The sequence below is a fragment of the Chryseobacterium gossypii genome, from assembly GCF_041361455.1.
Lineage (GTDB): Bacteria > Bacteroidota > Bacteroidia > Flavobacteriales > Weeksellaceae > Chryseobacterium > Chryseobacterium gossypii.
In genome coordinates, this window is the sequence record NZ_JBGCUR010000020.1 from 25,724 (window position 1) to 38,992 (window position 13,269).

Sequence of the window (13,269 nt, forward strand, 5' to 3'; positions counted from 1 at the left end):
AGACCTTTGTCAACATTTGACTATATTTGATCAAACAAACATAAAATGGCATATTCCTTTTTCGTCATACTGATCATTATGATCATTATTATTTTTAATCATTTAAATAATAAGATCCGGAAGCTGGAAGATGAAATTTCTGAGCTCAACAAAAAAATAACGGATGGATCACAAGTTGAAAAGAAAGGAATACAAGAGCTGGAAGAACAGCCGCAAGCGCCTTTTAATGCTCGGCCTGAACCCAAATCTTATTTTGAAGATGAGCCGGGTCCTGATAAGCCCCTCAAAGACCGGGTCTCCCCTGTTCTGGATTTTTTAAAACAGAACGCCTTAACCATCATAGGCATCTTCACGCTTGTTCTGGGAATAAGCTATTTCGTAAAATATGCCATTGATAAGAACTGGATCGGCGAAACGGGCAGAGTGGGAATCGGAGTTTTAACCGGGGCTGCCATCATGGCGGTCGGCTACTTTCTCAAAAGGAATTATACAGTTTTTTCTTCCATCCTTACGGGAGGCGGGATAGCGGTTTTATATTTTACAATCACTATCGCATTCCGGGAATATCATCTGTTCTCACAAAATCTGGCTTTTTCCATTACCTGCCTTATTACTCTCATTTCCATTGCGCTTTCTTACTGGTATAAAAGTGAGGTCCTGATCATTTTCTCATTATTCGGAGGATTCCTGGCCCCCTTGATGGTAAGCACCGGACAGAGCAATTACCTGTTTCTTTTCAGCTATTTGACCGTCTTAAATACCGGAATGCTGGCCATTGTTTTTCTTAAGCACTGGAAAAGCATTGGCTGGGTTGCTTTTATTTTCACCAATGCTTATCTCTTTTACTGGACAGCAGAAAAAACTGATATCCTGAGCGTTTATTTTTACATGGTCACCTATATAATCTTCTATGCCTTTGCATTACAGAATTATAGCAGAAATAATCTTTTGTCATCTTCTGACATCTTAATGCTGGTTCTTATAAATTTCAGCAGCATCCTGGGTCTGGTGTATACTTTTAATAAGCTACATTATGAGCCTGTGATCATATTTCCCGTGATTTTCGCGGTATTGAACGGCTTATTGCTCGGAAGGGAATACAGGAAGGAAAGCTTCGGAGCTGATTATTCAGTATTTACCGGGATAACGATAAGCCTGATTACCATAGCCGTTGCATTACAGTTTAAAACGCATCTGGTAACAAGTGTCTGGGCTATTGAAGCTACCTTATTGCTATTTATCTGGAAAAAAAACGGGCATACTATCTTTAAAAGGGCTTTTTATATCCTGTTTCCCCTGGCTGTTGCCGCTCAGATGATCACATGGAGCCAATACCTCCATGCTAAAGACCTCAGCATTATTTTTAACCCGGTATTCCTTACAAGTACAGTAATGGCCGTTACCATCTTCATCAATTTATTTTTATTAAGAAAACTATCTGACAACCGTCAATCTGAGCCCGGCTTTTTTGAGAATACTTTTACCGTGCTCAGCTATGGGGTCATCTATATTGCCTTATTACTGGAGATCACCTATCATCTTTCGGAAAGGCCTTTAACGGTGATCGCCTGCATTGGAACATTGTTTACGGTCTACTATATTTTCATTTTATTGCTGTTCCGTAAGGTATTGAATATCGGCGGATATATTGAAACAGGGCTTTTTTACACTTTTTCAGCATTAATCATCTGCCATACCTCCCTGGCCGGTTCTGAAACTATAAACGACATCCTGGAAAGGAAAGTCCGGGGAGATTTTTATGGCATATATCTGCTCTACCTCATTCCCTTTATCTATTTCAATGTAAGGATGTTTTCAAAAACTGACTTTTTTAAGAAACCGTTCTCTTACTGGATATTTTGTTCTGTGTGGGTGGTCACTTTAAGTTTTGAGCTTTATCATCTGTATATTCTCGGAAACGTTCAGCATATAGCCGAGATCGGTAAATACCAAAAGCATTTTAGTATTTTATTTTTGCCTGTAATCTGGGCCATTCTCGCAAGTGTTTTCATCTATACCGGTATCAGAAAGAATATTCCGGAGCTCAATAAAACCGGCTTTACCCTTGTAGGCATCACGGTTTTAAAATTATACGCTTATGATGTATGGCAGATGGATAATATTTCAAGAATCATCGCATTTACTGTCCTGGGGATTATTCTGCTATTAAGCTCTTTTTTATTCCAGAGGCTGAAAAGGATTATTAAAACCCTTGTTGAACGCAATGACGACAGCAATTCAAAATCTTAATAATTTTGTCTATTTATAAATATTTTTTTAACCCCTAATAAATTTTAGTTCATATTTTATAAAAAATAATTATATTTATCAAGTTTTTAACAGTTACTTATTCTAATAGATATGAAAAAAATATTCTATTCTCTTCTGGTATTTTCTTCGGCAACATTGTTTGCGCAGAAGAATACTACAACAAAATTTGCGGTTGCCAATGATATCGTTGGTACAGTAGATATGTTCAACAACAAAAAAAACATCATACAAAGTATGAATGTATATAAAACACCAGCCAATCTGCCTCAGAATCTGAAGAAATACAGCTATCTGGCAGAAAACGGGATCGTTGAATTTAAAATTAAAAACGGTTATGAGAACTTAGACAGGATATCTCTGGCACAGCTGAACGAGCAGCAAAATATCGCAAAGGAAACTCCCGTTTTTATTGACGGCTATGAATTCACCGATACGGATACAAAAGTTTTTGGCGATATCCTGACAAAAATGGAAGTAAAGGACAATGCAGGAAAAAAGACCTTGTTCATAAAAACCAAATAGAACAATTTTCCAGATATATTTTTAGAAGGATGCTCACACGAGTGTCCTTTTTCAGTATTTATTGTTCCATTTTTTCTTCAGCTCGTCATAAATCTTCTTCTCTGTGGAATTATTTCCCGGCTCGTACAGCTTCACATCCCGGATCTCCGGCGGAAGAAAATCCTGATCTACAAAATTCCCTTCATATGAATGTGCATATTTATAATCTTTTCCGTAGTTCAGATCTTTCATCAGCTTGGTAGGCGCATTCCTCAGATGGAGCGGAACAGGAAGGTTACCTGTTCGCTTTACCAAATCCAGGGCGTCATTGATAGCCATATAAGTTGAATTGCTTTTCGGTGAAACAGCCAGGTAAACAGCCGTTTCGCTTAAAATGATCCTTGCTTCGGGGTTTCCGATCACATTAACCGCCTGGAAACAATTGTTGGCCATCACTAAAGCATTGGGATTAGCGAGGCCGATATCTTCCGCTGCAAGAATAAGCATCCTTCTTGCAATAAATTTAATATCTTCTCCTCCTGCAATCATCCTCGCCAGCCAATAGACCGTACCGTTGGGATCACTTCCCCGCATGGATTTAATAAAGGCTGAAATAATATCATAGTGCTGCTCGCCATTCTTATCATAAAGCGCCATGGTTTCCTGCAAGACCTCCAGCACATCCTCATTGCTGATCTCCTTCTTTTCCGTATTTTTATACTGGTTAAGCACCAGCTCCACGGAATTGATCAGCTTTCTTGCATCTCCCCCGGAATATTGAATGAAAGCTTCCTTTTCACGGATCTTGAATTTTGTTTTTTCATCCTTGTTATACCTTTCGGAAGCTATATCTATCAGCTCCTCCAGCTTTTCATAGCTCAATGCCTTTAAAATATATACCTGGCTCCTGGAAAGCAGCGCCGAAACTACTTCAAAGCTTGGATTTTCTGTTGTTGCCCCGATCAAAACGATCCATCCTTTTTCAACAGCATGAAGCAATGAGTCCTGCTGTGATTTATTGAAACGGTGGATCTCATCAATAAATAAGATCGGGGATTTTCCTGAGAACAGGTTTTGTTTTTTAGCATCTTCAATTACGTCCCGTACATCTTTTACCCCTGAGGAAACTGCAGAGAGCTTATAGAATTTCCTTCCCGATTGCTCAGAGATAATCTCGGCCAGCGTAGTTTTTCCGGTTCCCGGCGGCCCCCAAAAGATCAGGGAATTGAGAGTATTGTTCTCCAGCATCTTCCTTATGGTCCCCTTTTCTCCGGTAAGATGTTCCTGCCCAAGAACATCGTCCAATGTTTTGGGTCTTAACTTTTCTGCTAATGGAATATTTTGGCTCAAGATATTTAATTTTTGTGCAAGTACTTCAGAGATTATGCCGCTGAAACTTCTAACAAATTTAAACTAATTTTAATTTTTTTACCCTATTTTTGCATTGTTTTGAAACTCACCTTCAATAAAATCATTACTTTTCCTTTGGTAATTTTAATCAAATTTTACCAATGGTTTATCTCGCCCCTGCTTCCCAAAAACTGCCGCTATGAGCCCACCTGTTCCCATTATATGGTGAAAGCTTTACAGGTTCACGGCATTTTTAAAGGTTTATGGCTCGGGCTGAAAAGAATTGCAAGGTGCCATCCGTGGGGAGGCAGCGGATATGACCCTGTTCCACCCAAAAAGTAAAACCAGTAAATAACTATTAAAAAAATAGAGATGAGTAATATTTTTTTCAGAATTTACCTCGTATTATTTGCATTCATCACCCAATGCTTTTTTGCCCAGGATTATCCTGACGGATTATCTGACGGAACCTTAAAGGTAAATTCAGCCGAAATTCCCGTAAAGATTTATGCGACTACAGAGATCGATGAGCTTAACGGCTTTGCCGGCAGAAGCATCAATAATAATGTGCTGGTAATTCTGAATGAATCGAATTTTGATCCTGCCTATTTTGATTTCAGTGCCACCATCTTAGGTAAATTCAAAAGTGACAATTACCAGTTTTTTGATAAAAAATTCAGGTTAATTGACGTACCGGTTACCAGAGAGAATATTGAGACCTTCAAATATGCGGTAAAAACAGATAAGCCGATTGCAGGCTCCGACGAGGTTCGGCTGGAAACACCATTTAAGATATGGGATCCGGCCAAAGGGATTCAGCTGGGACCAATCACACTTCATTTTTATAGCCTGATGTTTATTTTTGCTTTTGGATTCGGCTATATACTGATGTCCAGAATCTTTAAAATCGATAATGTCAACCAGAAATACCTTGAGCCACTTTTCACCTGGACCCTGATCGGCACCATTCTGGGAGCAAGATTAGGGCATGTCATCTTTTACCAGCCTGAATTGTTCAAAGAAGATTTCTGGAGTGTGTTTCTACCGATCAGCACCAAAAATGGCTTAAAGTTTACAGGCTTTTCAGGACTGGCAAGCCACGGAGCAACCATTGCACTGATTTTTACCACATTGTATTATTCATTTAAAATCATCAGAAAAAACCCTTTCTGGGTATATGACAGACTGGGAATCGTCATTTCTCTCGGAGGAGCCTTTGTAAGAATGGGTAATTTTTTCAATTCCGAGATTATCGGAAAGCCTGTTGATCCCACTTCTCCATTTGCGATGCTTTTTCCACAGCAGAGCAGTGAATATGGCGTAACCGTACCACGCTATCCTACACAATTATTTGAAGCGTTCGGATATGTCTGTTTATTTGTCCTGTTATGGATCTTATACAGGAAAACCAATAAGAAATACCAGCAGGGCTGGCTGTTCGGGCTGTTTTTTATTATTCTCTGGGCGATCAGGTTCTTTGTAGAGTTCCTTAAAATGCCTCAGGGTGATGAATTTATCCAGCTGGGCTCTCTGAATACGGGGCAGGTACTTTCCATACCTTTTATGATTGCCGGAGTTATTATTATGATAGTATCCAAGAGGTTTACAATTACCCAGGCTGAAAACGAAAAGCCTGAATAGTTTTAATTGCTAACGATAAATAAAAAGCAGGTTTGCGGATTCGGCAGACCTGCTTTTTATTTATCATCATTCCATCGGTATCTGGATTTATCCTAGAGCTTAACCTGGGTTTTCCTGTTCAGCTCATTGAACACATTTCCAAATTCATTGATGACATCAGTAGGCAGCATTGATTCTTCAGAATACTTTGCCGCCGCATAATCAGCTGCCCTGCCATGAAGCCAGACCCCTAAGATGGCAGTATTCTCTTCAGAATATCCCTGTGCCAGGAGAGAGGTAAGGATTCCGGTTAAAATATCCCCGCTTCCGCCTTTTGCAAGACCTGCATTTCCTGTCACATTGTAATACACCTTTCCTTCAGGGGTAATGATCTGTGTATGATGGTCCTTCAGCACAATATATATCTGGTATCCCCGTGATTTTTCCCGGGCCCGTTCCAGCCGTTCAAAAGAATTACCGGTTTCCCCGAATAGTCTTTCAAACTCTTTGGGGTGAGGGGTTATAATGGATTTTTGGGGGATCAGCTTCAAATTATTCTCATCAGCGGAAATGATATTTAACGCATCCGCATCAAGGATTAAAGGTTTGGAATAGCTTTTCAGAAACTTTAGAAGATTTTTTTCTGACTCCGCATCTTTTCCGAGGCCCGGACCGATCCCACAAACGGAACTTTCATCAATTTCAAAATTATGAATGTATTGTTCACCTCCTTCTATAAACATGGCTTCAGGACAGGATATCTGCAATATTTCATAGCCACATTTCGGTGCCAGTGTAAATGTAAGCCCTGCGCCGGTTTTTAAAGCTGACCGCGTTGAAAGTACCGCCGCTCCCATTTTCCCGTAGCTTCCGGCAGCTATGGTAACCTTTCCAAAGGTTCCTTTATGTGAAAATTCCTGTCTTGGCCTGAAAATATCTGTTATAATGGCTTCATCGATCACAAAATCATCCGTACCGGCCTCCTCAATGTATTCCTTATCCAGATCAATATCTAAAATAACAACTTTTCCGGTGTATTTCCCTGTTTCGGAGTGGAGAAAGCTTTTTTTCCAGAACTGGAAGCTTAACGTATAATCCGCCTTAAAAATTGTAGCGTCTCCCGGGGTAATATGATCTGCGAAAAGTCCTGAAGGGGTATCAATGGAAATTTTAATATTGTTTTTTAAATTGAGCTGATCAACCAGGTTTTTATATTCCCCTTCCAGAGCCCGTGATAATCCGGTTCCGAAAAGCGCATCGATAATAATGGTTTTATTATCAAAATGGTAATGGTCCGCATCTTTATATTCTTTTACGGAGATCCCGGAAATACCTTTCAGTCTTTTAAGATTTATCGTGGCATCTTCGGAAAACCCGGCTTTGGAATCACTGATAAACACATCCACATCAAAGCCTTTCAGGTATAGCATCCTTGCAATGGCCAGCCCGTCCCCGCCGTTATTTCCGTTACCGCAAAAAACAGCTGTATTTTTATGATTTTTGCAATGTTCGGCAATCCAGTTCACACATGCCTGTGCAGCCCTTTCCATAAGCTGTACCGATGATACCGGCTCATTGATGATGGTAAAGGTGTCACATTCACGGATCTGTTTGGCTGTAAAAACTTTCATGGTTGTTCAGTTATAAAATACTCTTTCTAAATTACAAAAGAATTTTAAAATAATTATGATCACGATTTGTATAAGTAGACATTTATATTTATTTCCGAAAAATGAGGAAATGTCTGAAAGTTTTCATATTTTTAACACAAAACAGAAAAAATATAAATTATGGGATTTGTAAAAGAATTTAAAGAATTTGCATTTAAAGGCAATGTGATTGATCTTGCAGTGGGTGTAATCATAGGGGCAGCCTTCGGAAAGATTGTTACCTCTCTGGTAGAGGATGTAATCACCCCATTACTATTAAATCCGGCATTGAAAGCTGCGGGAGCGGAAAACATTTCAAAACTTTCCTGGCATGGGGTTACTTATGGTAATTTCCTTTCGGCCGTGATCAGTTTCTTATGTATAGCTTTGGTACTTTTCTGGCTTATTAAAGGAGCAAACAAACTTATGAAAAAAGAAGAGGCTGCTCCGGCAGGGCCTACGGATGACCAAAAGCTGTTAATGGAGATCAGGGATATTCTGAAAAATAAAAATAATATATAATCCGGATTAAAAAACACCTCGGTTCTGAGGTGTTTTTTATTATCGTCCTATCATTTTTCATTAATGAATCTGCAGGATACTGGCGATCTGCTCAGCCAGGGAAATCCCGATTCTATCCTGGGCTTCCAGCGTAGATGCCCCCGTATGCGGAGTAAGTGAAATCTTCGGATGGTTTAAGATCGCTTTAGACGGTACAGGCTCATTGATAAAAACATCGAGACCCGCGAATTTCACTTTTCCGGAATCCAAAGCCTCAATCAAGGCGGTCTCATCAATAACCCCGCCTCTGGAACAATTGATCACTGCTACCCCATCCTTCATCATCTCAAATTCTTTTTTTCCGATCATATAACCTTCTTTCTGAGCGGGAACATGAAGGGTAATAAAATCCGAATGCTTCAAAACATCCTGCAAAGGTTCTGTTTCTATATCTACATTGATAAACTGATTGTTATAGAATTTCACTTTGATGCTTGCCCTGCCCACATTATTATCCGCTGCAATTACCCTCATGCCAAGTCCCAGAGCTACCCTGGCCACTTCCTGCCCGATCCTTCCCATACCGATGATCCCGATAGTTTTTCCTCTTAGTTCAATACCTTCTGCATAGGCTTTCTTAAGGCCTGCAAATTCCGTATCTCCTACCAAAGGCATTTTTCTGTTGGAATCCTGTAAAAATCTTGCTCCTGAAAAAAGATGGGCAAATACCAGCTCTGCCACGGATTCTGATGAGGCTGAAGGGGTATTGATCACGTGAATGCCCTTCTCTCTGGCATAGTCAACATCTATATTGTCCATACCTACCCCGCCTCTGCCTATAATTTCAAGGGACGGGCAATTATCTATAATATCCTTCCTTACCTGTGTTGCGCTGCGTACCAGCAAGGTACGGATCTTATGTTCATTGATATAGTCTGCTAAAAATTCCTGCGGAACTTTTGTAGTGATTACTTCAAAACCTTTCTCAGTTAATGCGTCAATTCCAGATTGATCCAGTCCGTCGTTTGCTAAAACTTTCATAAATGCCTGTGTATATTTTTAAACATAGAAGATTCAAAACCAGAATCGCCTATATTATCGTTAATTTAAATTTTTCAATAACTAGTCTTCTTTAAAAACTTCAATGGTAACCTGCTTTTCTACCAGATCGGTAAATTTCCCTTTATATCTTGTAGCCCGCACAAGATGGTTGTCTATCCAATGATAGTTTCCACCTCTCGGTTTGCCGCATAGAACGCTGTGGTATTTGAAACCATGCTTGTCAAGCCAGTCGATTGTAATCTGTTTTAAATTCTCGGTCCTCGAAGTAAAAAAGCAGATCTGATGCCCTTCATCATACCATTTGTTGATTGTTTCCAAAGCGTCAGGATAAGGTTCACAGGTAATCATTCTTTCAGGTTCTTCATTAGGGATATCATCTGTTATGGTTCCGTCAATATCTATCAGGTAATTCTTTATTCCATCCTTAAGAATCGGGCTTATATGATCTTTGTATTCTAATTCCATCACTAAAATTTAATACAAAGTTATGGCTTTTCTATCTAAAAGTAATGTCAAACTTGTTTTATATTAATTTATTACATCAAATATTACTATTCATAGAATAAAATAAACAAAATGCTACGATTTAATTAATTATAGTTAAAATTTTTCTTAAATTTTACCTGTGAGCAAAAAACAATACATAAAAATAGATCAACAACCATAAACTCACACATAACTTATAACTCATATATACAAATTATTTCCAAAATACATTTATTAGGCTTACATTTGTAGGAATGGAAGAATTCGTAGTTTTAGTAAATTCTGAGGATGAAGTCCTGGGCCTGATGGAAAAGCAGCAGGCTCATATCAATGGCCTTTTGCACCGTGCTTTTTCCGTATTTTTGTTCAACAGTAAGGGTGAAATGCTTTTACAGAAAAGAGCCACAGGAAAGTACCATTCCCCTAATCAATGGACCAATGCCGTATGCTCGCATCCCAGAATGGGTGAGACCTATCTGGAAGGGGCAAAACGCAGGGTAAAGGAAGAATTAGGCATTGAGGTCGAACTTTCAGAAAAGTTCGATTTCATTTATAAGGCCGATGTGGGCGGCGGGCTCTGGGAACACGAGCTTGATCATGTATTCACCGGAGTTTACGAAGATGAATTTGCTTTGAATAAGGATGAGGTGGAAGAAATACGGTATATCTCCATGGAGGACCTGGATAAGGAAATCACAGAAAACCCCGGGAATTTCACAGAATGGTTCAAAATCATCCTGGAAGAGTATAAACATCATTTTTAAGTAATGAAGAAACTTATTACAGTATTATTTTTAGGAGGAAGCCTGGCCTTTGCACAGACTGTTCCTACAAAAACCTATGATAGCCCCAACTACTCCATCAGTCTGCCGGAGGGCTGGAAAGTTACCAACGACAGCGAGATCATCAATATTTTCCCGGATAATGAGATCGGGGCCATTACCATTTCGGAATACCATGATCTGGATCTTCCGGAAACCGAAACCAAAAAATTCATCCTTGCCCTTTTTAAATCTGATGATGATGAAAAGAAAATAAAAAGCAGAAACGGCAAAAAGGGATATACAGAATATTCTTATGAGTATTTTGATGAAAAAAATAAGCTTTTCTGGATCACCAGGGTTTTCCAGAAGGACAAAAATCTATACCTGATCTCCATTAATTGTGAACAGCAATACTGGAACGGAAACTACATGAAACTTTTTAACGAATCTTTTAACAGTTTTAAAATAAAGAAATAATAAATATGAAGAAAACGGCTTTGTACGATAAACATGTTTCTCTGGGAGCTAAGATCGTACCTTTCGCAGGTTTTGAGATGCCTGTACAATATTCGGGAGTAACTGAAGAGCATTTTGCAGTAAGAGAAAAGGCAGGGTTATTCGATGTTTCCCACATGGGACAGTTTTTTATTGAAGGTCCGGGATCCAGAGAGCTTCTGCAACTGGTAACCACCAATAACATAGATGTTCTGGAAAACGGAAAAGCCCAATACTCCTGCCTTCCTAATGAAAACGGAGGAATTGTGGATGATCTTATCGTTTACAAAATGGAAGACAACAAGTATTTTGTAGTGGTAAATGCTTCAAATATCGACAAAGACTGGAATCATATTTCAAAATACAATTCTTTCGGAGCCAAGATGACCAATGCCTCAGATGACATGTCTTTATTGGCCATTCAGGGGCCAAAAGCCACAGAGATCCTTCAGAAGCTTACGGATACCAATCTGTCTGAGATTCCCTATTACAACTTCACCGTAGGAACAGTAGCCGGAGTGAATGACGTCATCATTTCCAATACCGGATATACCGGCAGCGGCGGTTTTGAAATTTATTTTAAAAACGGTGACGCTGAGAAACTCTGGGATGAAGTGATAAAGGCCGGAGAACCGGAAGGGCTCATCCCTTGTGGTCTGGCAGCCAGAGATACCTTAAGACTGGAAAAAGGCTTCTGCCTGTATGGAAATGATATTGATGATACCACCTCTCCTATTGAAGCCGGCTTAGGATGGATCACCAAATTTGATAAAGAGTTTATTTCTAAAGAAACCTTCGCTAAACAGAAAGAAGAAGGTGTTACCAGAAAATTAGTTGGCTTTGAATTACAGGACAAAGGTGTTCCGAGACATGATTATCCGGTTGTAGATGCTGAAGGCAACGTAATTGGAAAGGTGACCTCAGGAACGCAGTCTCCTATGAAAAAAATAGGATTAGGGCTTGCGTATGTTGATAAGCCGCATTTCAAGTTAGGTTCAGAGATTTTTATTCAGGTAAGGAATAAGAATATTCCTGCCAAAGTGGTAAAAATTCCTTTTGTATAGGAGAAAAAATAATATATTATAAAATAGGAGAAGCGGCCTTCGGCCGCTTCTCCTATTTTATTGTTATCTGTCTTGCAGATTGCCGGGTATTTTCTTTTTTAGGTATCTGGATTTTAAGAATTCCGTTCTGATAGTCAGCCTCTATATTTTGGTCATCCACACTATCCGGCAGGGTAAAGGACCTGTTGAAAGACCGGTAGTTAAACTCCCTTCTCGTATAATTTCCTTTCTCATCCTTATCCTCATGCTCCGTTTTGCTTTCAGAAGAAATTCTAAGTAAATTTCCGTGCAATTCTATTTTGAAATCTTCTTTATTCACACCCGGGGCTGCCACTTCAATCTCATACCTGTCCTCCGTCTCTTTTACATTTACAGAAGGCAGGGTATCCTCAAACTTTCCAAAGTTTTTGTCAGACCAATCAAATAAATCCGTATTGAAAAAGCTATTCAGTAAATATGGATTTCTCCTTATTAAATTTGACATAACTTTAAATTTTGGGTTAAACATTCAGTGAATTACAGTCAAAATACATCAAAAGAAATACCAATACCCTCTAAAAGCTTTGTTAAAATTTTAGTACACAGATAGTTAAGATGGGTCTACACCAAAAAAGGCTTTAAGGTTTTCTATGTTCTTTTTGTCATTTCCTACAAAAATTTCGTGGTCTGTTAAGAAAACAGGCCTCTTTAAGAAGGTATAATGATCGAGCAACAATTTTTTAAAATCCTTTTCCCCTAACGATTTCACATCGATTCCTCTTAGTTTTATCTGAGTAGACTTTTTACTGAATAAGGCCTCATAAGATTTTGTTTTTTTATACATTTCCTCGAGCTCTTCCGCAGTGACAGGTTCTTTTTTGATTTCACGCAGCTCCCAGCCTTCCAGGTCAAACTGTCCTAATATTTTCCTGCACGTGTCGCAGGTATTAAGGTAAAATGCTTTTTTCATTTATTTTTTCTTATCGCCTTCAAAAGTAGGATTTAATCTAAAATTTTGAAAATTATTGAATACCTTTATTCAAATTTTTACAAGAATGCAGAACAAGCCTATTACTTTCCAGTTTATATCAGAGCCTTCAGACGTAAATTATGGAGGAAATGTGCATGGAGGAAGTGTAATGAAATGGATTGACCAGGCCGGCTATGCCTGTGCTACCACCTGGAGCGGGAATTATTCAGTAACCGTGTATGTCGGCGGGATCCGCTTTTATGATCCCATTAAAATCGGTGAGGTGGTAAAAGTGGATGCTCAGGTGATCTATACCGGAACTTCAAGCATGCATATTGCCATCAATGTTTATTCAAGAAATCTGAAGCAACCCGATTTTGACAAAAAAACGCATTGCATTATCGTTTTTGTAGCCGTAGATGAAAACGGGAAGAAGCTTCCGGTTCCTAAATGGATCCCCGAAACCGAAGAGGAAAAGCAGCAGGAACAGTACGCGAAACGTTTAATGGAGCTGAGAACCCAGATTGAAGATGAAATGAGACCCTTTTTATGATTTT

Annotated in this window: 15 protein-coding genes; 9 read left to right on the forward strand and 6 right to left on the reverse strand. The window is 39.1% G+C overall.

The window, feature by feature from the left end:
- The first annotated feature begins 45 nt into the window (after window positions 1-45).
- On the forward strand, window positions 46-2,250 hold the full coding sequence (locus tag ABMQ40_RS11590) for a DUF2339 domain-containing protein (protein ID WP_370899723.1): 2,205 nt from the start codon (window positions 46-48) through the stop codon (window positions 2,248-2,250).
- A 111-nt stretch (window positions 2,251-2,361) separates the two neighbouring features.
- Window positions 2,362-2,793 carry a hypothetical protein gene (locus ABMQ40_RS11595; protein ID WP_370899725.1) on the forward strand — a complete coding sequence of 144 codons (432 nt, stop codon included), beginning with the start codon at window positions 2,362-2,364 and terminating at the stop codon, window positions 2,791-2,793.
- Between the two features lie 51 nt (window positions 2,794-2,844).
- On the opposite strand, the gene ABMQ40_RS11600 is transcribed toward ABMQ40_RS11595, so the two are convergent.
- Window positions 2,845-4,122 (reverse strand): replication-associated recombination protein A, encoded by a 1,278-nt coding sequence (locus ABMQ40_RS11600; RefSeq protein WP_370899727.1) that lies wholly within the window; start codon window positions 4,120-4,122, stop codon window positions 2,845-2,847.
- Between the two features lie 99 nt (window positions 4,123-4,221).
- Between ABMQ40_RS11600 and yidD the strand changes: the two genes are divergently transcribed.
- Complete coding sequence (gene yidD / locus ABMQ40_RS11605; protein ID WP_370899729.1) at window positions 4,222-4,464, forward strand: membrane protein insertion efficiency factor YidD; 243 nt, start codon at window positions 4,222-4,224, stop codon at window positions 4,462-4,464.
- Window positions 4,465-4,896: 432 nt separating this feature from the next.
- Window positions 4,897-5,763, forward strand: coding sequence for a prolipoprotein diacylglyceryl transferase (gene lgt / locus ABMQ40_RS11610; protein ID WP_370899817.1), 867 nt, complete (start codon window positions 4,897-4,899; stop codon window positions 5,761-5,763).
- 92 nt (window positions 5,764-5,855) lie between these two features.
- On the opposite strand, the gene ABMQ40_RS11615 is transcribed toward lgt, so the two are convergent.
- Window positions 5,856-7,373 carry an NAD(P)H-hydrate dehydratase gene (locus ABMQ40_RS11615; RefSeq protein WP_370899731.1) on the reverse strand — a complete coding sequence of 506 codons (1,518 nt, stop codon included), beginning with the start codon at window positions 7,371-7,373 and terminating at the stop codon, window positions 5,856-5,858.
- Window positions 7,374-7,532: 159 nt separating this feature from the next.
- Between ABMQ40_RS11615 and mscL the strand changes: the two genes are divergently transcribed.
- A complete protein-coding gene (mscL, locus tag ABMQ40_RS11620; RefSeq protein ID WP_370899733.1) occupies window positions 7,533-7,913 on the forward strand; it encodes a large conductance mechanosensitive channel protein MscL in 381 nt (126 codons plus the stop codon).
- A gap of 60 nt (window positions 7,914-7,973) precedes the next feature.
- On the opposite strand, the gene ABMQ40_RS11625 is transcribed toward mscL, so the two are convergent.
- Both ABMQ40_RS11625 and ABMQ40_RS11630 read right to left on the reverse strand, forming a co-directional pair.
- Window positions 7,974-8,933: a D-2-hydroxyacid dehydrogenase gene (locus ABMQ40_RS11625; protein WP_370899735.1), complete on the reverse strand. Its 960-nt coding sequence runs from the start codon at window positions 8,931-8,933 to the stop codon at window positions 7,974-7,976.
- A gap of 81 nt (window positions 8,934-9,014) precedes the next feature.
- Window positions 9,015-9,419: an LNS2 domain-containing protein gene (locus tag ABMQ40_RS11630; RefSeq protein ID WP_370899737.1), complete on the reverse strand. Its 405-nt coding sequence runs from the start codon at window positions 9,417-9,419 to the stop codon at window positions 9,015-9,017.
- Window positions 9,420-9,694: 275 nt separating this feature from the next.
- Here ABMQ40_RS11630 and idi point away from each other — a divergent pair, with 275 nt between their 5' ends.
- Genes idi through gcvT form a run of 3 tightly spaced genes read left to right on the forward strand, consistent with a single transcriptional unit; the run spans window position 9,695 to window position 11,763 of the window.
- A complete protein-coding gene (gene idi, locus ABMQ40_RS11635; RefSeq protein WP_370899739.1) occupies window positions 9,695-10,204 on the forward strand; it encodes an isopentenyl-diphosphate Delta-isomerase in 510 nt (169 codons plus the stop codon).
- 3 nt (window positions 10,205-10,207) lie between these two features.
- Entirely contained in the window at window positions 10,208-10,681 is a 474-nt protein-coding gene (locus ABMQ40_RS11640) for a hypothetical protein (protein ID WP_370899741.1), read from the forward strand.
- A 5-nt stretch (window positions 10,682-10,686) separates the two neighbouring features.
- A complete protein-coding gene (gene gcvT, locus ABMQ40_RS11645; protein ID WP_370899743.1) occupies window positions 10,687-11,763 on the forward strand; it encodes a glycine cleavage system aminomethyltransferase GcvT in 1,077 nt (358 codons plus the stop codon).
- Window positions 11,764-11,815: 52 nt separating this feature from the next.
- Here the strand turns inward: gcvT and ABMQ40_RS11650 are convergent, their stop codons facing one another.
- Both ABMQ40_RS11650 and ABMQ40_RS11655 read right to left on the reverse strand, forming a co-directional pair.
- Window positions 11,816-12,247 carry an Hsp20/alpha crystallin family protein gene (locus ABMQ40_RS11650; RefSeq protein WP_370899745.1) on the reverse strand — a complete coding sequence of 144 codons (432 nt, stop codon included), beginning with the start codon at window positions 12,245-12,247 and terminating at the stop codon, window positions 11,816-11,818.
- Window positions 12,248-12,352: 105 nt separating this feature from the next.
- Window positions 12,353-12,712 carry an arsenate reductase family protein gene (locus ABMQ40_RS11655; RefSeq protein WP_370899747.1) on the reverse strand — a complete coding sequence of 120 codons (360 nt, stop codon included), beginning with the start codon at window positions 12,710-12,712 and terminating at the stop codon, window positions 12,353-12,355.
- Between the two features lie 85 nt (window positions 12,713-12,797).
- On the opposite strand from ABMQ40_RS11655, the gene ABMQ40_RS11660 reads away from it, so the two are divergent.
- On the forward strand, window positions 12,798-13,265 hold the full coding sequence (locus ABMQ40_RS11660; RefSeq protein ID WP_370899750.1) for an acyl-CoA thioesterase: 468 nt from the start codon (window positions 12,798-12,800) through the stop codon (window positions 13,263-13,265).
- Window positions 13,266-13,269 lie beyond the last annotated feature (4 nt).